This window comes from Arthrobacter nitrophenolicus (genome assembly GCF_000332815.1).
In the GTDB taxonomy this organism is placed as follows: Bacteria; Actinomycetota; Actinomycetes; order Actinomycetales; family Micrococcaceae; genus Arthrobacter; species Arthrobacter nitrophenolicus.
Genome location: NZ_AOFD01000055.1, coordinates 1 through 21,611 on the forward strand (window position 1 = coordinate 1; position 21,611 = coordinate 21,611).

Annotated in this window: 21 protein-coding genes and 2 pseudogenes; 16 read left to right on the plus strand and 7 right to left on the minus strand. The window is 65.2% G+C overall.

Annotated features, from left to right (window positions below; genetic code table 11):
• Positions 1–327, plus strand: a pseudogene (locus tag G205_RS21295) (MFS transporter); the annotation flags it as partial.
• A gap of 323 nt (positions 328–650) precedes the next feature.
• Here the strand turns inward: G205_RS21295 and G205_RS23130 are convergent.
• Complete coding sequence (locus G205_RS23130) at positions 651–1,433, minus strand: hypothetical protein (RefSeq protein ID WP_235047017.1); 783 nt, start codon at positions 1,431–1,433, stop codon at positions 651–653.
• Complete coding sequence (locus G205_RS23135) at positions 1,430–1,954, minus strand: sigma-54-dependent transcriptional regulator family protein (RefSeq protein WP_235047019.1); 525 nt, start codon at positions 1,952–1,954, stop codon at positions 1,430–1,432. The genes G205_RS23130 and G205_RS23135 overlap by 4 nt, the downstream gene beginning before the upstream one ends.
• Positions 1,955–2,125: 171 nt before the next feature.
• Between G205_RS23135 and G205_RS16540 the strand changes: the two genes are divergently transcribed.
• Positions 2,126–3,925, plus strand: a complete 1,800-nt coding sequence (locus tag G205_RS16540) for an NAD(P)/FAD-dependent oxidoreductase (RefSeq protein ID WP_009358992.1) — start codon at positions 2,126–2,128, stop codon at positions 3,923–3,925.
• Positions 3,926–4,067: 142 nt separating this feature from the next.
• On the opposite strand, the gene G205_RS16545 is transcribed toward G205_RS16540, so the two are convergent.
• Entirely contained in the window at positions 4,068–4,721 is a 654-nt protein-coding gene (locus G205_RS16545; protein WP_235047021.1) for a hypothetical protein, read from the minus strand.
• A 441-nt stretch (positions 4,722–5,162) separates the two neighbouring features.
• Here G205_RS16545 and G205_RS16555 point away from each other — a divergent pair.
• Positions 5,163–8,355 (plus strand): annotated as a pseudogene (locus tag G205_RS16555) (nSTAND1 domain-containing NTPase).
• Between the two features lie 267 nt (positions 8,356–8,622).
• Positions 8,623–9,162 carry a hypothetical protein gene (locus G205_RS16560; RefSeq protein WP_200859182.1) on the plus strand — a complete coding sequence of 180 codons (540 nt, stop codon included), beginning with the start codon at positions 8,623–8,625 and terminating at the stop codon, positions 9,160–9,162.
• Between the two features lie 300 nt (positions 9,163–9,462).
• On the opposite strand, the gene G205_RS16570 is transcribed toward G205_RS16560, so the two are convergent.
• A complete protein-coding gene (locus tag G205_RS16570) occupies positions 9,463–9,813 on the minus strand; it encodes a hypothetical protein (protein ID WP_009358996.1) in 351 nt (116 codons plus the stop codon).
• A 149-nt stretch (positions 9,814–9,962) separates the two neighbouring features.
• On the opposite strand from G205_RS16570, the gene G205_RS16575 reads away from it, so the two are divergent.
• Complete coding sequence (locus G205_RS16575) at positions 9,963–10,721, plus strand: SAM-dependent methyltransferase (protein WP_009358997.1); 759 nt, start codon at positions 9,963–9,965, stop codon at positions 10,719–10,721.
• A 100-nt stretch (positions 10,722–10,821) separates the two neighbouring features.
• Here the strand turns inward: G205_RS16575 and G205_RS16580 are convergent, their stop codons facing one another.
• Positions 10,822–11,214 (minus strand): type II toxin-antitoxin system VapC family toxin, encoded by a 393-nt coding sequence (locus G205_RS16580; protein WP_009358998.1) that lies wholly within the window; start codon positions 11,212–11,214, stop codon positions 10,822–10,824.
• A complete protein-coding gene (locus tag G205_RS16585; RefSeq protein WP_009358999.1) occupies positions 11,211–11,477 on the minus strand; it encodes a type II toxin-antitoxin system Phd/YefM family antitoxin in 267 nt (88 codons plus the stop codon). The genes G205_RS16580 and G205_RS16585 overlap by 4 nt, the downstream gene beginning before the upstream one ends.
• 126 nt (positions 11,478–11,603) lie before the next feature.
• On the opposite strand from G205_RS16585, the gene G205_RS16590 reads away from it, so the two are divergent.
• Entirely contained in the window at positions 11,604–12,848 is a 1,245-nt protein-coding gene (locus G205_RS16590; RefSeq protein WP_009359000.1) for a S8 family serine peptidase, read from the plus strand.
• A 39-nt stretch (positions 12,849–12,887) separates the two neighbouring features.
• On the opposite strand, the gene G205_RS16595 is transcribed toward G205_RS16590, so the two are convergent.
• Positions 12,888–13,958 carry a LacI family DNA-binding transcriptional regulator gene (locus G205_RS16595; RefSeq protein WP_009359001.1) on the minus strand — a complete coding sequence of 357 codons (1,071 nt, stop codon included), beginning with the start codon at positions 13,956–13,958 and terminating at the stop codon, positions 12,888–12,890.
• Positions 13,959–14,167: 209 nt separating this feature from the next.
• On the opposite strand from G205_RS16595, the gene G205_RS16600 reads away from it, so the two are divergent.
• The 10 genes from G205_RS16600 to G205_RS16635 all read left to right on the plus strand — a co-directional run bounded on the left by G205_RS16600 (position 14,168) and on the right by G205_RS16635 (position 21,598).
• The gene (locus tag G205_RS16600) at positions 14,168–14,650 is read left to right on the plus strand and encodes a hypothetical protein (protein ID WP_009359002.1); all 483 of its coding nucleotides are present in this window, start codon (positions 14,168–14,170) and stop codon (positions 14,648–14,650) included.
• A gap of 49 nt (positions 14,651–14,699) precedes the next feature.
• A complete protein-coding gene (locus tag G205_RS16605; protein ID WP_235047023.1) occupies positions 14,700–15,560 on the plus strand; it encodes a substrate-binding domain-containing protein in 861 nt (286 codons plus the stop codon).
• A complete protein-coding gene (locus G205_RS23140; protein WP_235047025.1) occupies positions 15,560–15,859 on the plus strand; it encodes a type 1 periplasmic-binding domain-containing protein in 300 nt (99 codons plus the stop codon). Before G205_RS16605 ends, G205_RS23140 begins: the two co-directional genes overlap by 1 nt.
• 52 nt (positions 15,860–15,911) lie before the next feature.
• Positions 15,912–17,066, plus strand: a complete 1,155-nt coding sequence (locus tag G205_RS16610) for a sugar ABC transporter ATP-binding protein (RefSeq protein ID WP_268743681.1) — start codon at positions 15,912–15,914, stop codon at positions 17,064–17,066.
• A gap of 14 nt (positions 17,067–17,080) precedes the next feature.
• On the plus strand, positions 17,081–17,419 hold the full coding sequence (locus G205_RS23535) for an ATP-binding cassette domain-containing protein (protein ID WP_268743682.1): 339 nt from the start codon (positions 17,081–17,083) through the stop codon (positions 17,417–17,419).
• 2 nt (positions 17,420–17,421) lie between these two features.
• Entirely contained in the window at positions 17,422–18,408 is a 987-nt protein-coding gene (locus G205_RS16615) for an ABC transporter permease (protein ID WP_009359003.1), read from the plus strand.
• 46 nt (positions 18,409–18,454) lie between these two features.
• Positions 18,455–19,276, plus strand: coding sequence for a sugar phosphate isomerase/epimerase family protein (locus G205_RS16620; RefSeq protein WP_009359004.1), 822 nt, complete (start codon positions 18,455–18,457; stop codon positions 19,274–19,276).
• A gap of 66 nt (positions 19,277–19,342) precedes the next feature.
• The gene (locus tag G205_RS16625; RefSeq protein ID WP_009359005.1) at positions 19,343–20,740 is read left to right on the plus strand and encodes a levoglucosan dehydrogenase; all 1,398 of its coding nucleotides are present in this window, start codon (positions 19,343–19,345) and stop codon (positions 20,738–20,740) included.
• Complete coding sequence (locus G205_RS16630) at positions 20,625–20,918, plus strand: putative quinol monooxygenase (RefSeq protein WP_035753513.1); 294 nt, start codon at positions 20,625–20,627, stop codon at positions 20,916–20,918. Before G205_RS16625 ends, G205_RS16630 begins: the two co-directional genes overlap by 116 nt.
• Positions 20,915–21,598 carry a hypothetical protein gene (locus tag G205_RS16635; protein WP_009359007.1) on the plus strand — a complete coding sequence of 228 codons (684 nt, stop codon included), beginning with the start codon at positions 20,915–20,917 and terminating at the stop codon, positions 21,596–21,598. The genes G205_RS16630 and G205_RS16635 overlap by 4 nt, the downstream gene beginning before the upstream one ends.
• Positions 21,599–21,611 lie beyond the last annotated feature (13 nt).

Here is a 21,611-nt window from a genome sequence, read left to right on the forward strand (position 1 = left end):
GGCACCATCCTCTGCATCACCGCGCCCACGCTGGAACTGCTGGTCACCGGCCGGTTCCTGCAGGGCGTCTCCAGCGCGGTCTTCGCGCTTGCCTACATCGTCCTCAACGAGAACCTGCAGGTCAAAGTGTTCGGTACGTCTGTGGGCATCATCGCCGCCATCAACGGCGGAATCGGCGGCGTGGACGGCTGGGTGGGCGGACTCATGGCCGAGACCCTGGGCTTCCGGTCCATCTTCGTGGTGGTGCTGGTCCTGACGGCGGTGGCCGCCCTGTGCATCCTCCGCCTGGTCCCCGCTGGCATTCGGGGTGCGATGGGCTGGTGGGGCTTCACCCCGAGCGTCTGGCCGCCGCCGACGAGAACCTCCTCCAAGGGGCGGATGTGTTGGATGCCGATGCGGGGGAGCATGTCCGAGATGAAGCGTCCGACGCCGCGGCGCGCCCTGATGAGGCCGTCCTCCTCGAGCAGCATGAGGGCTTCGGGAGCATAGTGCGGCTGACCGTCATGTCGGCGCCAAGTTCGGTCTCGGTGGGGAGCTTGGAGCCTGGAGTAAGGAGGTCGTTGCAGACGGCCTGGCAATCCGCGAGTACACCGCCCTGCGCAGCGGTGAGCCGGGCCGGGCGGCCACCGGCTCCTTCCATCAGCAGTCTTCTACCGACCCCAGGGTCCGTCAGTTCCACTACCCAAGGAAGCGCGAAACGCGAGATACCGGGCATCGCCATGCCCCACCAGCTGGCCAAAGGCTTCCATTGCGCGCGGATCCCCGGCACCCTTATCCGTGGACAGCCAACGGACAAGCAGCCCCGCATCCCCACTGGCCCTCACAGCCGCTCCAACAGCCAGGTCCAACTGATCCCGCAGCAACTGCACCGTGAGAACTCCGGACCGGCTGAGCAGGGGAGCGGTGTAAGCTTCCAGCGCGTCCGCTACGAGACCCTCGCGGAGCAGCCGCAGCACCAGCCCCGAGTCCGAACACCCGGCCAATCCGGGAGCTAGCCGGTACGGGTTCGACTCCACCGCATCACCCAGCATCGACCGGACCCGGAACATCTCGGTCCGGATGGCCTGCGGCGTACCCGAATCGCCGTGCAGCTCATACGCCAGTTCCTCAGCGCTCCAGCCCTGCGACCGGGAATCCAGCAGCGCCAGGATCTCCGCCCGGCGCAACGTCAGCGGCACACGGCTTCCGTCAGCCAACACTGCGGCAGGCTTGTCACCGAGCAGCTCCAGCGACGACACCCCAGCAGCAGGCCGGCGCACACCCTGCCGGGACGCACGCACGGAAGAAGACGCACCTAGGGAGGCGACGCCGTCGGACGTTCCCAGCAACGACTCCGCCACCCGGACCGCGCACCGCACCATCCGCAGCGTGTCCGCGCTGATGGTGTCCAGCGGGCCGGAAACATCGAGCACGCCCAGCAACGCGCCCGTCAAAGGTCCGTGATGGGCGCGGCCGTGCAGGCCCAGTCGTGGTGGGTGCGGACCAGGTGCTCGGCGGAGAACAGCTGCACCGGCCCGCCGGTGACCAGCGCCTCGCTGATGGCGTTGGTGCCGATCCCGGCCTCGGACCAGTCGGCCCCCTCGGAGAACTCCAGCCGGTCCGCCCGGCGCAGCGCCTCCCGGCTGCCCACCCGCCACAGGATCTCCCCGGTGGCGTCGGTGAGCACCAGCAGGTGCCGGCCGGAACTGGAATCGTCCGCCAGCAGGTCCTGCAGCGCCGGCATCACCCGCTGCAGCCGGTGCTCCCGCCGCAGCCGGTGCACCTCGGAGGGATCGTGCAGGTGCCGCGGGCTGTGCTGGTCCGGGCTGATGCCCAGCGCCATCGACCGCCGCCACGACTCCGCCAGCGGCACGGGGATCTCCGGCCGCGGGACACCGGCGATGACCAGCTCGTGCGCGCGGCGCAGGGCACGCGCGTACTTCGCCGGGTCCGAGAACCTCAGGCCGTAGTCCACCGTCTCCTCCTCACCGTCGGCGTCCTTGCCGGCAGTGCCCGTGTAACGCGCTTGTTACCCCCGCCGCGTTCCCATAGTGATGCAGCTCACGACCGCCCCAGCATACCGCAGGGACCCCGGCGGGCGGGGGCCGCCCGGACCACCTGAGGGACCGCACACAAAGGAGTGGAGATGACCGAAACACCCACCGCCGCAGCGCAGGCCTGGCTGGCCAGCCTGGACGGCGCACTGCAGCGCCGCAACGTGGACGCCGCGCTGGAGCTCTTCGAGGATTGCAGCTACTGGCGCGACTTCGTGGCGTTCACCTGGAACCTGAAAACCCTGGAGGGCAAGGCGGACATCCGCCGGATGCTCCAGGCCACGCTGGACCACGTGCAGCCCGCCAACTGGGCACTCGCCGAGGACGCCACCGGCAGCGCCGGGCCGGACGGGACCGTGGAAGCCTGGATCACGTTCGAGACCGGGGCCGCCCGCGGCTACGGCCACCTCCGGCTGCGGAACGGCAAATGCTGGACGCTGCTCACCACCATGCAGGAGCTGAAGGGTTTCGAGGAGAAGAAGGGCCCGCGCCGCGCGCAGGGCGTGGCCCACGAAATCATCCGCGGCCGCCGCTCCTGGAAGGAACTCAAGGAGGAGCAGGAGGCGCGGCTCGGCTACGAGGAGCAGCCCTACTGCGTGATCATCGGCGGCGGGCAGGGCGGCATCGGCCTCGCGGCGCGGCTGCGGCGGCTGGGCGTGCCCACCATCGTGATCGAGAAGAACCAGAACCCAGGCGACTCCTGGCGGAACCGCTACAAGTCCCTGCACCTGCACGACCCCGTCTGGTACGACCACCTGCCCTACCTGAAGTTCCCGGACGACTGGCCCGTCTTCGCCGCCAAGGACAAGATCGGCGACTGGCTGGAGCACTACACCCGGATCATGGAGCTGAACTACTGGTCCGGCACCGAGTGCGTGGGTGCAGAGTACGACGACGGCGCGCAGGAATGGGTGGTCAGCGTCCTCCGCAACGGGTCGCCTGTGACTCTCCGGCCAAAGCAGTTGGTCTTCGCCCTGGGCGTCTCCGGCTACCCGAACATCCCCGCGTTCGACGGCGCGCAGTCCTTCCTGGGGGAGCAGCGGCACTCCTCGCAGCACCCCGGCGGCGGGGACTGGACCGGGAAGAAGGCCGTGGTGATCGGCTCCAACAACTCCGCGCACGATATCTGCGCGGACCTGTGGGAGCACGGCGCCGACGTCACCATGGTCCAGCGCTCCTCCACCCACATCGCCCGCAGCGAATCCCTGATGGATCTGGCGCTGGGGGACCTGTACTCGGAGCGGGCGTTGGCTGCCGGGGTGACCACGGAGAAGGCCGATCTGCTGTTCGCTTCACTGCCCATGCGGATCCTGCCCGAGGCACAGGTGCCCGTGTACCAGGAGATGGCCAAGCGGGACGCGGAGTTCTACTCCCAGCTGGAGGCCGCCGGGTTCGAGCTGGACTTCGGCGTGGACGGGTCCGGGCTGTTCCTGAAGTACCTGCGGCGCGGCTCCGGCTACTACATCGACGTCGGCGCCTCCCAGCTGATCATCGACGGCCGGGTGAAGCTGAAGAACGGGCAGGTCGCCAAGATCACCGGCAACGCCGTGGTGATGGACGACGGCACCGAGCTGGAGGCCGACCTGATTGTCTACGCCACCGGGTACGGGTCCATGAACGGGTGGCTGGCGGACCTGGTCTCACCCGAGATCGCGGACCGCGTGGGCAAGTGCTGGGGCTACGGCTCGGACACGCCAAAAGACCCTGGCCCGTGGGAGGGGGAGCTGCGCAATATGTGGAAACCAACCAACGTCCCCAACCTCTGGATCCACGGCGGCAACCTGCACCAGAGCCGGCACTACTCCTCCTACCTGGCGCTGCAGCTGAAGGCCCGGATGGAGGGCCTGGAGACCCCGGTGTACGAACTGCAGCCCAGCCACCACACCCGCTGACCGCTGGTTGAGCCTGTCGAAACCCCGGTGGTTGAGCTTGAAACCCTGGTAGTTGGGCCCGTCGGAACCCGACGGACTCAACCACCGGCAGGCCGCCGTCGTCCTCTATTGGGGAGGAAGCGGCGGCGCCAGGGGACCCTTGTCATTGGGCAGCTCGGTCGGCTTTGAACTCGATCGAGTCGAAAATGGCGCGTCCCTCTCTGATCAGCTCCGGATTGATGGGTGGGCGGTATTCGGCCATCCAGATCACAGCGCGCTCCCCGTTCAGGTCGGCCACCCGGTAGGTTTCGCGTTCATTCTGAGTCGAGTACCAGCGTGAGCATCCGTATGAAGTTTCTGAGTGGATGCAGAACTTGCCCTCGTCGCAGGCTGCGATGTCCACGTCGCCCTCGACGGAGTGATCGAACTCGAAGCCGGAGTAAGTGCCCACCACGACCTCGACGGGAGGGGTGCTTGCCGTTGACGTCTGCGCCGTCATCGCATTAACGAAGGCTTGAGCCGACGGATCGACCTTGGCGAGCGTGCCCTGCCACGCGCATGGGTCGGTCGGCACATAGTCCGCGGGCCACCAAGCCACAATGACCGCTCCGTCATCCGGGTTATCAGGGTTGTCCTTGGACAGGCCTAGGACCTCGCCGTCGCCAGTCGACCAGCCAGCCGGGACAGTGATCTTAAAAGGAACCGTAAAGCTGGTGACGAGGTATGTGCCGCGTCGAGGTCGCCGCCCTCCGGCAGCGGTGCGACGGTGCGAGCATCCGTAGTCGATGCGGGGGATGGCGCCGCGACGGGGGTACACGCCGAGAGGCCTACGCAGGCGAGGATTATGACGCCGATGCCAAGCTGCCTGGTCCGCGCCGCCTGAGTCACGAGGCCGGGCCGGTTCAATGTCCACATGTCAGTTCCTTCGTTTGGATCCGCGAGCGTTGGTGCTTGCTCCTATCAGTGAACGGTGTGCCGATATCAGCAGGATATCGGCACACGCCCCAGCGGTATCTTCCCGATATCACCCGTCTTGACGGACGTTGGGCGGGGGCGGAGAGTGTGCTTCATGGAGGTTCGCGTTCTTGGAGCGCTGACGCTCGACGACGGCCGGATACCCCTTGCCCCACGCGATCGTGCGGTGATGGGAGCACTTACCGTCCGCCTGGGTGCCGCACTGTCGGTTGAATCCCTCGCAGAAGCGCTCTGGGGCGATAATCTCCCCGCCTCGTGGTCGAAGGTCATTCCGGGGTGCATCATGCGGCTGCGGAGGCTCATTGGACCTGCCGAGATCGAAACCACCCCGTTCGGATATCGGCTGGCCGCGGAGCACATCGACGTCGATGCGGAGAAGTTCGAGCGCCTCGTCATCAGGGGGACACAGCAGTTGAAACTTGGTGAACCGGAACGTGCCGCACACTCATTCTCTGAGGCGCTCGACTTGTGGCGGGGTGAAGCCTTCGCCGACCTTATCGAGTGGGGACCGGCTCGGATCGCCGCTGCCCGCCTCGAGGAGATGCGCCTCGGCGTCGAGGAGCAGCTCCTCGACGCGCGGCTACAGGCCGGCGAGGTGCAGGAGGTCGCCGTGTTGGCGCAGGCCCGCGTCGCCGAAGCACCACTCCGCGAGCGGCGTTGGGTCCTGCTGAGCGTGGCGCAGTACAGGCAGGGGCGGCAGGCGGACGCACTCGCGGCCGTGCGAAGGGCCCGGGCGATCCTTTGCGCCGATCTTGGACTGGATCCGTCCACAGAACTGGCTGAGCTGGAGCAGGCGATCCTGCGGCAGGATCCCTCACTGTTGACCGATCACGTGTTCCGGGCCGGGAGCCCGGAGTGCCCGTACTTCGGGCTGCCTCCCGCGGGCATTGCGGATGCCGAGCGGTACTTCGGCCGAGAGCAGGAACTTGCAGGAGCATTGCGGGCGCTTGAGGAACACGGCGTGCTGCTGGTCACCGGCTCATCGGGCATCGGCAAGTCCTCTTTCGTCAGGGCCGGGATAGGCGCGCGGTTCGCGGCACACGGCACGCAAGTGACCATAGTGGCGCCCGGCGAGCATCCCGTCAGCGCCCTCGGGATGTTGTGCGCAGCCCCGGAAATTCGCTGCTCATCGTCGATCAGTGCGAGCAGGCGTTCGCCGCCAACGACCACGCCGAGATCCCGGCGTTTTTCGAAACCCTGTTGGGAGAGATTTTTCGCAGAAGGGTGGTTATCGCCATCCGGGCCGACCGCCTGGGAGACCTGGCCGAACATCCTGGCTTTGCGGGATCATTCAGTCGCAGATGCTTATGCTCACGGCGTTCGGCACGGGCGGACTCCGTGCCGTGATTGAGAAGCCCGCAGAGCAGGCCGGGCTCATCCTGGAACCGGGCCTTGTCGAGATCCTCGTCCGCGACGCCGACGGGCGAAACCTTCCGCTGTTGTCCCACGCCCTGCGCCAGGTATGGTCGCGTCGTGAGGGCCGCGTCCTCACGATCGACGGGTATCAGGCATCCGGCGAGGTCCAAGGGGCCGTGGCCAAGACCGCGGAAGACGTCTTCGCCAGCCTCACGCCTGAGGGCCAGCGACTGCTGCGCGATATCCTTCTCCGCCTCGTGGAAGCATTCCCGGACGGTGCGGTTGTTTCCCGTCCGATCGAACGCACGCGGATCGCAATTGACGATGCCCATGCCAAGGTGGTCAATCGGTTGGTCGATGCACGCCTGCTCATAACCGATACGGAAACCGTTGGGCTGTCCCACGAGGCGCTCGCCCGCGAGTGGCCACGGCTGAAGGAGTGGCTCGCCGATGATATCGAGGGCCAGCGGATCATGCGCCACCTGGGTACCGCAGCCGCTGCCTGGGATGCCATGGGACGCCCGGACAGCGAACTCTATCGCGGCAGCCGGCAAACGGCAGTCCAGCACTGGCGAGATACGGAGAATCCCGCACTTACCGTCGTCGAACGCGAATTCCTGGATACCTCTTCAGCGGCTGAGACGGCAGGGCTCGCGGCCGCCCAGAAGCAGCTGAGCAAAGAGCGCAGCATGGTCCGCCGCCTGACCTGGCTGTCGGCCGGGGCAGCAACGCTCGCGGTTGTGGCTGTCTCAGCGGGCCTCGTTGCGGGGTTCCAGGCAAATCTCGCCGGTGAGCGGGCGACGGTGGCAGAGGCGCGGCGCGTTGCCGCGACTGCACTGGAGGAAACGGACTTCGATCGGGCCCTCCTGCTCGCAGTCGAAGCCCGTCATATCTGGGACAGCTCCGAAACCCGCACCAACATCGTGAGAGTTTTCACGCGCGCACCTCGTGTCACAAGCATCACCCGCATCCAGGAAGCTGGCGTGACTCCCACGAGCATGTCGCTCGAGAAGGACGGGAACCGCGTATCAGTGATCGACAGCGACGACGATCTGCGGCTATTCGACTTGGCCAACCGGTCCCAGCTCGGCGAATATTCGCCAATCGGAGGTGTGGTGGCAACCGACGTGGACCCTGTCTCCGGCGCCGTCGCATTCAGCGCCATGTTGGGCCTCTGTGACGCCCTGCCGTGCGATCGCGGACGGACCGGAACGTTCGATCTCGCCAGCGGGGGCAGCTCGGGACTGAAGACCTACCAGGGCTTGGCTGGGCCGGCGGCAGATATCGAATACTCATCAGACGGATCCCTGTTCGCAGCGCTGGAGGCTGCATCCTGGATCCACCCGTCCGCGGTCGCCGCCCTCTGGCGTGGCGGCGGGGATTCACCGATACTGCTGGACTTGGGCGAGAAAAGTTCGGATCCCGGCCCATCTGCCTGGGGAGGACAGTTCGGCGCGCTGAAGTTCTCCCCGGACGGCTCGCGACTGTATGCCAGCCGGTTAGGACCGACCATGGTGTTTGATACCTCCTCGGGCAGCCAGATCGATCGGATCGATGGGAACGGGCTACTGGCCGTCAGCCCGGATGGTCGTCTGATCGCCGTCCGGGATGGCTTGCTCGCCGTCCGCATCGTCGACCTTTCCGGAGGAGCGGCACCTATTACGGTCCCCGTGCCGGTGACTCCGCCCGCGGCCGACTTCGGTCCCGACGGCCAGCAGCTCGCCATCCCCACGGGCACCGGCACCATGATCGTGAACACCGGCACTGGAGACATCACGGAGACGCTCCGCAACCACAATGGCGCGGTCACTGCAGCCGAATTCCGGGCGACCGGCGAGCTGGTGACGGCCGGAGCAGACGGCGCGATCATGACGTCGGATCTCGGCGACTGGGCTGCCGGCTTCCGCATCGATCCTTTTAGTAGCGGGGAGCCCTTTGTCGAGGAGATTAATGAGCGCACCCTTGTCCTCGAACAGTCCAACGGGACCAATCAGGTGGTCGTCGCCGAGCCGGCGGCGTGGGAGGACCGTGCGTGCCGGATCGCAGGACGGGTGCTGACGGAGAAGGAGTGGGCAGATGTCTTGGGGCCTCGACCGTATTCCCCGGCTTGTGGGGGTTGACGGCGGGTCACCGGCCTTTCGAAATCTGGACTCCCACGCCTGTGCCCGCTCCGCCGCCCCTAGATGCTTGGTGCCGCGCATCTGAAAGCCCCACCGGCCGGCCCAGCGCTTCCAACACTTCCAAATCGCCGGATCCATGTCGGTGGACTGCCAGCGGATGGGGCGCGCCTTTTCTGCGGCCTGGGGCCGGTGCCGCCGACGATCCTCGTGCTGGAGCCACCCCATGTAGGGTGGAAAAACATCAAGCAACGACATTTCGGGGGAAAGATGCTTGAAAATACCGCTCGACCATCGCAGCCGCCACCGCCGGCAGCCCATCGCCACGTCCAGCAGACAGACCTTCCCGCAGAGCAGATCTACACGGGGGAAGCCGTGCCCAAACGGCGCCTCGCCGGCTGCGTCCTGGCGGTACTTCTCGGCGGCTGGATGCTCGCAGTTCCCATCGCCATCATCGATCTGCTCAAGGACGTTCCGGGACCCCGGGCGGGAGCGGTTACAGTCCTGGTCGTCGCCTGTGCCGTGGCAACTGCCGCTCTTGGAGGCTTTCGCTTCTTCAATGCCACGGACGAACGCAGGGCCGTGTCCGTTGCCCTAGTGGCTTCCTTGGCCGCGGCGGTTGCCGCGGCCGTCACGTCTGCGTCCATCCCCGGCTACGGGCTGCTGCTGCTGATCCCAGCCCTGGCCGCCGGAGTGCCTGCCCTGGTCATGCTCACCAGAGACCTTCGCCGAAGGCAGCCGGACGGCGTCGACCAAACTGACGAGCGGGCAAGCAGGCGTGGGGAAGAAATGCCAGGACATGACCAGTAAGCGCATCGGAAGATGGTCCAACGCCTCTTCGGACTGGCTGGGGACCCAGGCCCAAGATCTTTCACCGCTGACGCTGATCCTGGCGGCTTTCGGGCCTGGCGTCCTGGCCCTCGTCGTCGTCCAGACAGGGGCCAGATACTGGACCGCTGTCGTCGCCTTTGTGATCCTTGAAGCTGCTGCGCTCTTGCTGGTCCGTCGGGACTATCTGCGGATAAGATCAGCCGAAGATACCCCGACTCCAGACAAGTCAGTGCCACCAGAGCCGGGGTGACCGCTAGCACCCGATCGGCAGGCAGCCTCCTATTCGGAATGCCTGTCCCCGGACAGACCCGCTTTGAGCCACAGGGTGTCGTCCTCCACCCGGTCCAGGTCATCCGCTGCAAAATAGGCGTGGCCCGTCAACAGGCCAGGCCTGTCGACTTCCACATAACCGACCCGCAGCAACCTCTCCGCGGTATGATGCGGCAGCTTCGACGTGGCGGCAAAGGCGGCAATCCCGGTGTTGACGAGGCCCCCGGTTTCCGGGTCGGTCTGCCCTTCCGCGGTAACGGCCTCCGGATCACCCATTTTCAGGTCCTTCACCTTGCCGACCTTTTTCCCATCAGACGCCACGACGTGCATTCCTTCACGCACCTGTTCGATGACCTCCATGGGTTCTCCTTTAGCCGCAACCAATGGGGTTAACAGCCAGTGTAGGACTGCCGGGTCACCAGTAATAGGGGCGCGACGACGGCGGGCGGCGAGTGCCGCCGTCGGCCTTTCCCTTCCTTCGGCAGGGAGCGCCGTTGTAGGGTCGGGGCGTGATTGTCCCCGATATCTCGCAGGACGCCGTGGCGGTGGCGGATCACTACGACGCGCTCGATCCCGTGTACCGCCGGGTGTGGGGGGACCATGTCCATCACGGGCTGTGGGCGACCGGCCGCGAGTCGCCGGGCGAGGCCGTGGAAGCGCTGGCCGACACTGTCGGCGGCCGGCTGCGCCTGGTGCCCGGCCAGGCGTGCGTGGACATCGGCTGCGGCTACGGTGCCACCGCCCGACGGCTTGCCGTGGCACGAGGGGTCAGCGTCACTGGCTTCACGTTGTCAACCGAGCAGGCCCGTTACGCCGCCGCCCATCCCGTAGCCGACGTGGACATCCAGGTCCGCGACTGGCTGGCCAACGGCCTGGCCGACGCCTCGGTCGACGCGGCCTGGGCGATCGAGTCGAGCGAGCACATGGTGGACAAGCCCGGGTTCTTCGCCGAGGCGCACCGCGTGCTCACACCCGGCGGCTGCCTGGTTGTCTGTGCGTGGCTGGCCGAAACCGATGCCGGCGGCTGGAAGGTCCGTCACCTGCTGGAGCCCATCTGCCGCGAAGGGCGCCTGCCGTCGATGGGCACGCGCGGGGAGTATGAGGCGATGGCAACGGCGGCGGGCTTCACGGTCACCGGCTACGAGGACGTCAGCCGCCGCGTTGCCCGCACCTGGTGGGTCTGTGCCGGCCGGCTGCTGAAGCTCTGCTTGTCGACGGCGAGACCCGCCACGTCGCCCTCGGCGCACGCAACCGCGGCGCCGTCCTAAGCATTCCCCGCATGATCCTGGCCTACCGCACCGGCGCGATGCGCTACGGGATCTTCACGCTGCAGAAGGGCGCCACCGATCGGGAGCCCCGGCGGGCCGGTTAGCTGCCCGGGGTGATCGTATGGAGCCCAACTTGAGTCGCTGCCCTAACGAGCTCCTTGTCGAAGGCGACCAAAGTCTGCGCTTCGAGTCTGATCGCAGCGGCGAGGTGGATCGCATCGGCGCTGAGCAATCTACCAGGGAGGGCGGCGGCGTAGAGGAGGTCTGAACGCGTCAGGTCCACGAGGTTGATTGCGTCCAGCACAGCGTTGACCAATTCCGGCGGCAGTCCGCGGCGGTTGGCGGCACAGTGCAGCTCCGTGTGGAGAAGCATTGAGGCTACAAGCCGGTCACCCCTCTGTCCGGCCGACGATAGGAACTCCGCGGTAGGACCGGACTCCGGTTCCTCGACCACCAGCTTTAAGGCGGCCGAGGTGTCCACGTAGATAATCACCGGTCGCCGCGAAGGTCGTCGATCATCTCCGCTGTGCCGACATCAGAGGTCACGCGCCGGAGCAGCCGGAAGTCGACGGGGCTTTCGGATGCCTGCCGCACGCTGCCGGACCTCAGCAGGCGCTCGAAAGGTGAGGCTGCAGGCGGGATGAGGGTGGCGGCAACTTCACCATTGTTCGTGACGTCGATGGTTTCGCCGTTCTTGACCCGCTCCAGGATCTTGCTGCTTTGGTTCCGGAGCTCGCGGTGGGGGATTGTAGTCATGGCGTACCTCCGTAGCAATCGTAGCACTCACAGGCCGGCACCTCGCTTTGCATGTTGAGTGGACGGACCAAAATTGGGGTCTTTCCCCCTATCCAGCCGGGGTCCCGGGCGCGGAAGATGTCCCTTATGAAAAAGCTTGTGCTGGCCGGCTTCGCCGCTGTTGTCATGGTTACTGGCACCCTCCTAGGTGCAGCCGTCCCGGCCGGTGCCGCGGCCGACCCCGCAATTACGGCGGGGCAGATCCTCGTGAAGTTCCGCGACGGCGGTGCGGCCGCAGGAGTGCTGCGCCAGCACGGCCTGGTGGAGGGGCCCGGCGTCGGCAGCACCGGCGCGCACGTCATCACGGTGCCGACCGGGAAGGAGCTGCAGCTCATCGAGGCTTTGAGTCGGAACCCCGTGGTGGAATATGCCGAGCCGGACTACGTGGTAACAGCGGCTTCAGACGACACCTATTTTTCCAGGCAGTATGCACTTCAGAACGACGGACAGACCTTTACCAACACCGCCGGCACCATCCCCATCAAGGCTGGCAAGGCGGACGCTGACGTCGACGCCGTGGAAGCGTGGAAGGTCACCAACGGCAACGGCACCAAAGTAGCTGTCCTCGACTCCGGCGTCGCCACCGACAACCCCGACATCCATCCCAAGGTCGTTGCACGGGCCAACTTCACCACGTCGAGAAACAACGAAGACAACTACGGCCACGGCACGCACGTCGCCGGCATCGTCGCTGCGACGGCAGACAACGGCATTGGCGTCGCCGGCGTTTGCCGGGGCTGCACGATCCTTGACGGGAAAGTCCTCACCGACTCCGGGATGGGGTCCAGCTCAGGGCTCGCGAACGGCATCAACTGGGCGGTCAAGAGTGGAGCGAAGGTCATCAACATGAGCCTCGCTGTGGGGTCCTCAACCACTCTGCAAACTGCTGTCAACAACGCCTGGAATGCTGGTGTGGTGCTGGTCGCCGCCGCCGGCAACGGGAACAGCACGACCATGATGTACCCGGGGGCCTACGTCAACGTTATTGCTGTGGGGGCGACCGACAACGAGGATTTGAAGGCATCGTTCTCCACCTATGGCACATGGGTGGATGTCGCAGCGCCGGGGGTCAGCGTCTATTCCACTTTCCCCAACCACAGGTTTGTCATTGCGAGGGAGTACAACCGTTCCCAGGGTTACGACATAGGCAGCGGCACGTCGATGTCTTCGCCGATTGTCGCTGCTGTTGCCGCACTCGCCTGGAGTGCCAACCCCGGCGCGAGCAATTCGGAAGTCCGTGCCAAAGTCGAGTCCAGCACCGACCCAGTTGGTCGCATCGGGACTGACTGGGCGAATGGCCGGGTGAATGCGGACAAGGCTGTACATTGGTGAGGCTGCAGCTCACCTCCTACGCGCTTCCCTGCCAGGTTCCTACTTGCTCGGGGTCGCCTGGCGGGCGCTGTGGCGCACGACAAGGGTCGGCGGGATCGGCGTGCGGTCCACGTCCCGCCCCTCCATGGCACCCAGAAGCACCTCGGTGCTCATGAGCGCCAGTGCTGTGAAGTCCTGGCGCACGGTGGTCAGGGGAGGCAGGAAATAATCTGACCCTTCAATGTCATCGAAGCCGACAATGCTGACATCGTCCGGAACCCGGATGCCGTTCTCGGCAAAAGCGCGGATCAGCCCGAGCGCGGTGTGGTCGCTCGCGGCGAAAATTGCCTGCGGAACCCTTCCCTCACGTACCAGCCGGAGACCCGTTTCGTACGCCCACTTGGGGCTCCAATCACCTTCGATGCACAGCCCCTGCTCGAGTCCCGCATCCCGCAGCGCCGCTTCCCAGCCCCGCTTGCGGACCCGGCCATCGAACCAGTCCATGGAGCCGGCAATATGGGCAATGTCGGTATGGCCCAGGTCGATGAGGTGCTGGGTGGCGAGCCTCGCTCCCAGCTCCTGGTTCTCGGAGTAGGTGAAGACATTGGGAGTTGACGAGGCTCCGGCGGCAATCATTTCCACCGGCACACGGCATGTGGCATTCCAGACGGCTGCCGCCATGTCCACCATGGGGGCAATGACGATAATTCCGCCCACGCCGGTATCGTCCAAGGTGTCGAGCGCTGCCTGGACCGACTCTTCGTAGGGCTTTTCGACGCTTATGACTGTTGTGGCGTAGCCCTTCTTGCGTGCAACGTTCTCGAGGGCCATCAGTGTGCCCACCGGGCCGAACCGGGGGGAGCCGTCGGAAAGTATGCCGATGGACGTCGACTTGCTGGTGACGAGCGCCGTGGCTGCCCGGTTCCGCCGGTACCCGATGTCCTTGATGATCTGAAGAACGCGTTCTCGGGTTGCGGCGCTGACATCAGGAGCGCCGTTGAGGACCCGCGAGACCGTGCCGAAGGAAACCCCGGCCATGCTTGCCACATCGTTGATGGTGGGCTTCCGGCGCCGCGGCGGGGCATCCGGTGACCGCTCGTTCGTCTCAGGGGGAACAGTTATGCCTGCCACGCTCTCTCCTGTCTTGCACCTCACGCCCGCAACCTCGAGGTTCCGTGCCTTTCGATCTTACGTCGGCCCCGACGTCCACGCCGCCATGAATAGCCCAAGATGTGATGCTTGACACCTTTCTCCGTGAACGTTTACGATGAGGTCCGTAAACGTTCACGGTAAATCCGTAAACGCTAACGGAGCAATATTTCAATGACGAAAGGAGCGGGATGCCCCACCGCATCGCCCAAGCACTCGCGCTCGATCCGGCTGCCGGGCTTCGGGACGTCGACCAGGCCCAGTGGGCACATCTCGAAATGCTCCTGGAGGATGCGGGGCCCGGCGAGCTTGGAGCCGCTGTCAATGCGTTTGTGGCTGCCGGCACCTCGGCGGTCGTCGGAATCTTCGATGACGATCTTTTGTGGGCGAGCCTGGTCGTCTCAGTCGACAACTCGGGCAAACCCGCGTCAGTGTCCACCGTTCGCGGCCCCGCTGCGGAACCGGGCAGTGACATGGCGAAAGCGGCCAGCGAGGCGGTGAAGTGGGTCCAAACCCACCACGGGCCGTGTTCCCTGGGCTTCTTCGTCGACAAAGCCCATGCAGCGGAGCTCCTGAAAGCTTCAGACAAGGCCGCTGCAATCCGCACAGCCTCGGCCTCTGGCCGGCTCGTGCTTTCCCCGGTTCCGGCCGCCCTGGCCATGGCCCTCGCCTGATCCACCCAGGCATCCACCCCTACCCATCCACCCAAAGCACTGGAGAACAATGATGATCCGCAGGCTTCCCATTGTGGCCCTTGCCGCAGTCCTGTCACTTTCCGTCGCTTCCTGCAGCAGTTCGACAACAGGCACGTCGAACGCTCCCGACGCCGGCGTGTCCGAGAAGGCTCAGCAGGCCCTTGAGGACATCAAGGGACAGGTCCTGAGCAAGGGACCCAACGGCGAGACGCCCTCCCCGGCGTCCGCAGCAGAGCTGACTCCCGAAGAGATCGAGAAGGTCAAGGCACTCAACGCAAAGGCCGCCGTCGTGATGCATTACGGCGGCAATGACTGGGCTACCGCCCAGGTCAACGGACTTAAGAGCGAGTTCGAAAAACTCGGCATCAAGGTCATCGCCACAACCGACGCGAACTTCAAGCCGGACAAGCAGGTTTCGGACATCGAAACTGTCATGACCCAGGACCCTGACATCATCGTCTCCATCCCCACGGATCCTGTGGCCACGGCCTCCGCCTACAAGAAGGCCGCGGAAGCCGGCACGAAACTCGTCTTCATGGACAACGTTCCCCAGGGGCTGACTGCCGGGCAGGACTACGTGTCTGTTGTTTCCGCTGACAACTTCGGGAACGGCGTCGTCTCTGCCCACCAGATGGCCAAAGCGCTCGGTGGCAAGGGAAAGATCGGGCTTGTCTTCCACCAGGCCGACTTCTTCGTGACCAAGCAGCGCTACGAGGGCTTCAAGGAAACGATCACGAAGGAATACCCGGAGATCCAGGTCGTCGAGGAGAAGGGCATTGCCGGTCCGGACTTCGCCGGAGACGCCCAGGCTGCCGCCAACGCAATGCTGAGCAAGTACCTGACCTGTCCGGCATCTGGGCGGTGTGGGATGTTCCTGCAGAAGGCGTGATGGCAGCAGCACGCGCCGCCGGCCGGCAGGACCTGAAGATCGCCACCGAGGACCTCGGCAAGAACGTCGCGATTGCCCTCGCCAAGGATGAACTCGTCGTCGGCCTGGGAGCGCAGGTTCCGTTCGACCAAGGTGTCACGGAAGCCCGGCTGGCCGCAGGGGCACTCATCGGCAAGGAAGCGCCCGCTTATGTGGCGCTGAGTGCCCTCCCGGTTGACCACTCCAACGTCCTGGAAGCCTGGAAGCAGGTCTACCACGAGGACGCCCCCAAGGATATCCAGGACTCCTACAAGCAGTAGCGAAAACCGGCGGTGCGGGGGCCCACCCCCGCACCGCGCCGAAAGGGCAACGATGAACACCGCAGACAATGTCGTCGAGATGCGCTCGATTTCCAAGGGCTTCAACGGCGTTCCCGTATTGAAGGACGTAGATTTCGACGTCCGCAAGGGCGAGGTCCACGCGCTCGCAGGCGGCAACGGCGCAGGGAAGTCCACGCTCATGAAGATCCTCCAGGGCGTGTACCAGGCAGACGCCGGCGAGATCCTCATTGGCGGCAAACCCGCCGCCATCAACTCCATCCATGACGCGAAGGCAGCCGGGATAGGAATGGTCTTCCAGGAGTTCAGCCTGGTACCGAGCCTGACTGTTGCAAAGAACATCTTCCTTGCCGCGGAACCGCTCGGCACTGCCGGACTCATCGATGACCGTGCCGCGGTGCGCCGGGCCAGGGAAGTCTTCAGTGAGATGGAGGTCGACGTCGACCCCCGCGCCGAGGTCTCGCGGCTCGGCACCGCATACTGGCAGCTGACCGAGATCGCCAAGGCACTCGCCCAGAACGCCCAGGTGCTGATCATGGATGAGCCCACTGCAAGCCTGGCCCGGCATGAGTCCGAAGCACTCTTCGAACTTATTGACCGCCTCAAGCAGCGTGGGATCTCGATCATCTACATCTCACACCGCATGGATGAGGTGTACAGGCTCGCGGACAGGATCACCATCCTCCGCGACGGCCGGCACCTCCTCACAGCCCCGCTGACGGACGTCACTCCCGAACAGATCGTGGAGGGCATCGTCGGCAAGAAGATCGAAGGCCAGCTTTCCTATCGTGCCCGTGACCACGCGGTGCATGACGGGGCGCCGCTGCTGGAGGTCCGAGGGCTCAACGCGGGGCCACGGGTTCGGGACGTTTCCTTCGCGCTCCGGCCCGGCGATATCCTCGGGCTGGCAGGGCTGATGGGAAGCGGTCGAACCGAACTCGCCCGCACCCTCTTCGGCATTGACAAGGCGGACAGCGGCGAGGTTCTCCTGCGGGGCAAGAAGGTCACGCTTGGCTCGCCCCAGCAGGCCATCGACGCGGGCCTCGCCCTCATCCCGGAGGACCGCAGGGCCCAGGGCCTCGTCCTGGAGCACTCGGTCCAGGACAACCTGCTGCTTCCCCTCCTCGGAAGATCCAGCGGGGACCCCTCCTGGACGGCGCCAAGGGCAAAGAATTGTCCTCCTCCCTGATCAAAAGGTTCGCAGTGAAGGTGGCCCACCCGCACCGCCCGGTACGGCTCCTCTCCGGCGGCAACCAGCAGAAAGTGGTGATCGCCAAGTGGCTGGGCACCGATCCGGACATCCTGATCCTGGACGAGCCAACGGCGGGCGTCGACATCGGCACCAAGAGCGAAATCCTGGACATGATCCGCGAGCTGGCCAGCGCCGGCAAGGCTGTCATCGTCATCTCTTCCGAGTACCCGGAACTACTCGCGGTCAGCGACCGCGTCCTCGTCCTGAAGGACGGCTCCATCATCCGCGATATACCCCGCAGCGACATCGCTGACGAGGAATATCTCCAACTCGCAGTACAGGGAGTCTGAAAGTGAGCAAGGGAAACACCATCGCGCCCCGGGACACCGCGGCATCCCGCAATTTCGGCGCCATCCTCAAAGACCTCGACTGGCGTCGCTACGTCATCTACATCGGCTTCGTCGTCGTCTTCCTTTTCTTCGCCGTCCTGCTCCGCGACCAGGGCTTCCTGTCGCCGAACAACCTGCTGAACATCTTCCGGCAGACCGCCACGATCACCGTCATCGCCGTCGGCATGACCTACGTGATCGCCTGTGCAGAAATCGACCTCAGCGTCGGCTCCGTGGCCGGGCTCTCAAGTGTGTGCACTGCGATGGCCCTGTCCCAGTTTGGCCTGATCCCCGGGATCCTGGCAGGGCTCGCCGTCGGACTGGTGGTCGGCTCGATCAACGGTGCCCTGGTAAGCCTCCTTGGCATACCGTCCTTCCTGGTGACACTAGGCATGCTGGGGATAGCCGTGGGCGTTGCGCAGTGGATTACGGCGTCGGCGCCCCAGCCCATCCTCAACGACACGTTCAACATGCTGTTTGGATCCGGCAACTTCGGTCCGATTCCGGGCCTCGTGGTCTGGAGCGCGATCTTCGTGGCCATCGGCGCCGTCGTGCTGAACCGCACCAAGTTCGGCCGCCAGGTCCTGGCCACGGGTGGCAACCGCAACGCCGCGGAGTTCACCGGGATCAACACCAAGCGCATCAAATTCCAGGTGCTCCTTATCTCAGCCATGGCGGCAAGCGTCGCCGGCATGCTGTACGCCGGCCGTCTCCAGTCCGGTCGTTTCCAGTGGGGATCGGGAGACGAACTCTCCGCCATCGCGGCCGTCATCCTGGGTGGAACCAGCCTCTTCGGCGGGTTCGGCTCCATCATCGGCACCCTCTTCGGTGCCCTGCTGATCGGCCTGATCAACAACGGACTGATCCTTGCCGGGCTCGACAGCAGCCAGCAGCAGGTGGTCCGCGGCGCAATCATCATCCTGGCCGTCGCCCTGGCCCGGAAGAAGTAGCACACATGCCACCCACCTCCTCTTCGGCTCCTGAAAGGCAGAAGCAATGAAACTCGGTTACTGTTCCATCACCTGGGGCGGCGTCGTCGGCCACCCGCAAGGCGTAACAAGCGTGAAGGACCTCTTCTACCTGACCCACGGGTCCATGCGGGACGCCGTCCAGGACATCGCCTCAGTCGGCTACCAGGGTGTTGAAATGTTCGACGGCAATCTCGCGGAATACGCGGAGAAGCCTGAAGAACTCAAAGAAATCCTGGGTACCGCCGGCGTAGAACTGACAAGCGTCTACACCGGGGCGAACTTCATCTACGCGGACATCCTTCCCGACGAACTGCACCGGATCCACCGGGCTGCCGAACTGGCCGCAAACTTCGGGGCGGAACGGCTGGTGGTAGGAGGCGGAGCCCGCCGCGCGGCCGGCACCACCGAGGAAGACTACCGGCGGCTGGGCGAAGGGCTGGACAAGGTAACTGACATCGCAGAAAGCTTCGGGCTGACGGCGAGCTACCACCCGCACCTGAGCACCATCGTCGAGAGCCCGGATGAACTGGACAAACTGATGCCGCTCACCCGGATCGGCTTCTGCCCGGACACCGCCCATCTTGCCGCCGGCGGGGCGGACCCGGCCGCAGTCATCCGGAAATACCCGGACCGTATCCGGCACGTCCACCTCAAGGATTTCCAGCAGGCTCCCTTCACTTTCCTCCCTCTGGGGCAGGGCGAGCTGGACTTCCCGGACATCATCGCTGCGATCCGGGAAAGCGGGTATGACAGCTGGCTCATGGTCGAACTCGACAACTACGACGGCGACCCCCGGGAAGCAGCCGCCATCAGCAAGAAGTACCTGGAAGAGCTCCTCTCCAACTAATTTTTCAACCGCAGGGCACTGCCATGGACGGCATTTGCCCTGCCTTCCGGAAGGAAAAGGATTCACATGCAGAACCTCAACGTCGGCCTCATCGGAGGCGGCTTCATGGGCAAGGCCCACTCGCTGGCCTACGCCGCCATGCCCATGTTCTTCTGGCCCGCACCGGCATTGCCGGTCCGAAAGGTCATCGCTGAAGCCAACGAGGACCTTGCTTCGGAAGCGGCCCGCCGCTTCGGCTTCGAAAAGTCCACCTCCGACTGGCGCAGCATTATCGACGATCCGGACATACACGTCGTCGACATTGCAACGCCCAACCACCTCCACGCCGAGATTGCCATTGCCGCCGCAGAGGCCGGCAAGCACATCATCTGCGAAAAGCCCCTGGCCCGTACGGGCGAAGAATCCAAGGCGATGTACGACGCGGTCAAGGACAAGAACCTCGTTCACATGGTGGCCTTCAACTACCGGAGGACCCCTGCTGTTGCGCTGGCAAAGAAATACATCGAGGAAGGCGCCATTGGCCGCATCCTCAGCTTCCGCGGGACCTACCTGCAGGACTGGAGCGCGGACCCCAACTCACCGCTCTCCTGGCGCTTCCAGAAATCCATCGCAGGCTCCGGCGCCCTCGGCGACATCGCAACCCACGTTATCGATATGGCGCGCTACCTCGTGGGCGAGTTCAGCGCCGTCAATGCCGTCCTGTCCACCTGGATCCCCGAGCGGCCGCTGCAGTCCGGTGGCGCAGACGCGCTCGGCACCGTCCGTGGCGGAGAAGGGCCCCGCGGCCAGGTTGATGTGGATGACGAAGTGATGACCATGATCCGCTTCGCCAACGGAGCCGTGGGGTCCGTGGAAGCGACCCGCAACGCCTACGGCAGGAACAACTACATCACCTTCGAAATCCACGGAACCGAAGGCAGCATCGTGTTCAACTACGAGCGGCGTGACGAGCTGCAGGTCTGCTTCGCGTCCGACCCGGGTGACCGCCGGGGATTCCGCACTGTCTACACCGGACCCGCACACCCCTATGGCGATGGGCTCTGGCCCATCCCTGCGCTCGGCATCGGATACGGCGAAACGAAGATCATCGAGCTTACGACTTCTTCAAGGCCATTGCAGAAGGCGGCAGTGTCAGCCCGAGTTTTGCCGACGGATACCAGGTGGCCCTCATTGACGACGCAATCGTCGAGTCCGCTGCGAAGGAATCGTGGGTCGAGGTTCAGCAGATCAACAGTTGACCAGACGGGAGGGGCGGCCGTGCCGCCCCTCCGTCCCGGCACAGGGACAGCGGAGGACGCACAAATTGCCAGAGACAACTGCCAGCCAAGAAGAAGCGCAAGTTTGGCTAATGCCAGTGTTTATCGCAAAACCAGGGCAGGAAGCGGAGCTTCAGGAAGCACTCGCCAGGCTGCAGTCAGCGAGCAGAAAAGACGCCGGATGCCTCGAATACACGGTCTTCGCTGACGGCCAGAGGCCGGGTACGTTCGTCCTCTTTGAAGGCTGGGCCCGGCACGAAGACCTTGAGGCCCACAACGAAGAAGACCATGTGAAGGACTTCGTGAAAAGGGTGCAGCCACTGCTGGCCGTACCGTTCTCCGTCACTCCCATCACGCCTCTTGCCTGTTACAGTCAGGCTCCATGACCGAACTTGGCCCCGACACTGCCCCCACGGTCGGCTTCCTCCACACGGCGGAGGTCCACGTGGCAACGTTCGAGGCCCTGGTCCGGGAGCTCATGCCCGCGGCCGCAACGGTCCACAGAGTGGATCCCGAAGCGCTGGAGGTTGCCCGGCAGGACACGACGGCGGAGAGCGTACGTGCCGTCGTCGCCGCCCACCTCTCGACACTCCGCGGGGACGGGTGTGAGGTAGTCCTCTGCACCTGCTCCACCCTGGGCGGGATCGCGGAGGAACTCGCGGGCGACGGCCTGAAGGTCATCCGCATCGACCGGCCGATGCTCCGCCGGGCCGTGACCCTCGGGCCGCGGATCGGCGTCCTGGCGGCCCTCACCAGCACCGTCGAACCAACCACCCGCCTCCTCGCCGAGGAGGCCGCGGAAGCGGGAGCCGACATCACTGTGGAGGCCAGCGTGGTGGAAGGTGCGTGGGAGTCGTTCCTGGCGGGCGATGCGGAGGCCTATCACGCAAGCATCGCCAAGGCGGCGCGTGCGCTCGCAGGCCGTTGCGACGCCGTCGTCCTCGCCCAGGCCAGCATGGAACCTGCCGCCGCCCTCCTGGCCGGGCTCGAAACACCGGTCCTCACGAGCCCCCGCTCCGCCGTCGAAGCGGTCGCCGCCGTCTTGCGGCCAGCCCCCAGTCCGTGAACCCGCGGTCGGC

Coding starts and splice junctions, on each gene's coding strand:
- G205_RS16540 (WP_009358992.1), top strand. CDS start 2,126: ATGACCGAAACACCCACCGCCGCAGCGCAGGCCTGGCTGGCCAGCCTG.
- G205_RS16560 (WP_200859182.1), top strand. CDS start 8,623: ATGCTTGAAAATACCGCTCGACCATCGCAGCCGCCACCGCCGGCAGCC.
- G205_RS16570 (WP_009358996.1), bottom strand. CDS start 9,813: ATGGAGGTCATCGAACAGGTGCGTGAAGGAATGCACGTCGTGGCGTCT.
- G205_RS16585 (WP_009358999.1), bottom strand. CDS start 11,477: ATGACTACAATCCCCCACCGCGAGCTCCGGAACCAAAGCAGCAAGATC.
- G205_RS16590 (WP_009359000.1), top strand. CDS start 11,604: ATGAAAAAGCTTGTGCTGGCCGGCTTCGCCGCTGTTGTCATGGTTACT.
- G205_RS16600 (WP_009359002.1), top strand. CDS start 14,168: ATGCCCCACCGCATCGCCCAAGCACTCGCGCTCGATCCGGCTGCCGGG.
- G205_RS16605 (WP_235047023.1), top strand. CDS start 14,700: ATGATGATCCGCAGGCTTCCCATTGTGGCCCTTGCCGCAGTCCTGTCA.
- G205_RS23140 (WP_235047025.1), top strand. CDS start 15,560: ATGGCAGCAGCACGCGCCGCCGGCCGGCAGGACCTGAAGATCGCCACC.
- G205_RS16610 (WP_268743681.1), top strand. CDS start 15,912: ATGAACACCGCAGACAATGTCGTCGAGATGCGCTCGATTTCCAAGGGC.
- G205_RS16620 (WP_009359004.1), top strand. CDS start 18,455: ATGAAACTCGGTTACTGTTCCATCACCTGGGGCGGCGTCGTCGGCCAC.
- G205_RS16625 (WP_009359005.1), top strand. CDS start 19,343: ATGCAGAACCTCAACGTCGGCCTCATCGGAGGCGGCTTCATGGGCAAG.
- G205_RS16630 (WP_035753513.1), top strand. CDS start 20,625: ATGCCAGTGTTTATCGCAAAACCAGGGCAGGAAGCGGAGCTTCAGGAA.
- G205_RS16635 (WP_009359007.1), top strand. CDS start 20,915: ATGACCGAACTTGGCCCCGACACTGCCCCCACGGTCGGCTTCCTCCAC.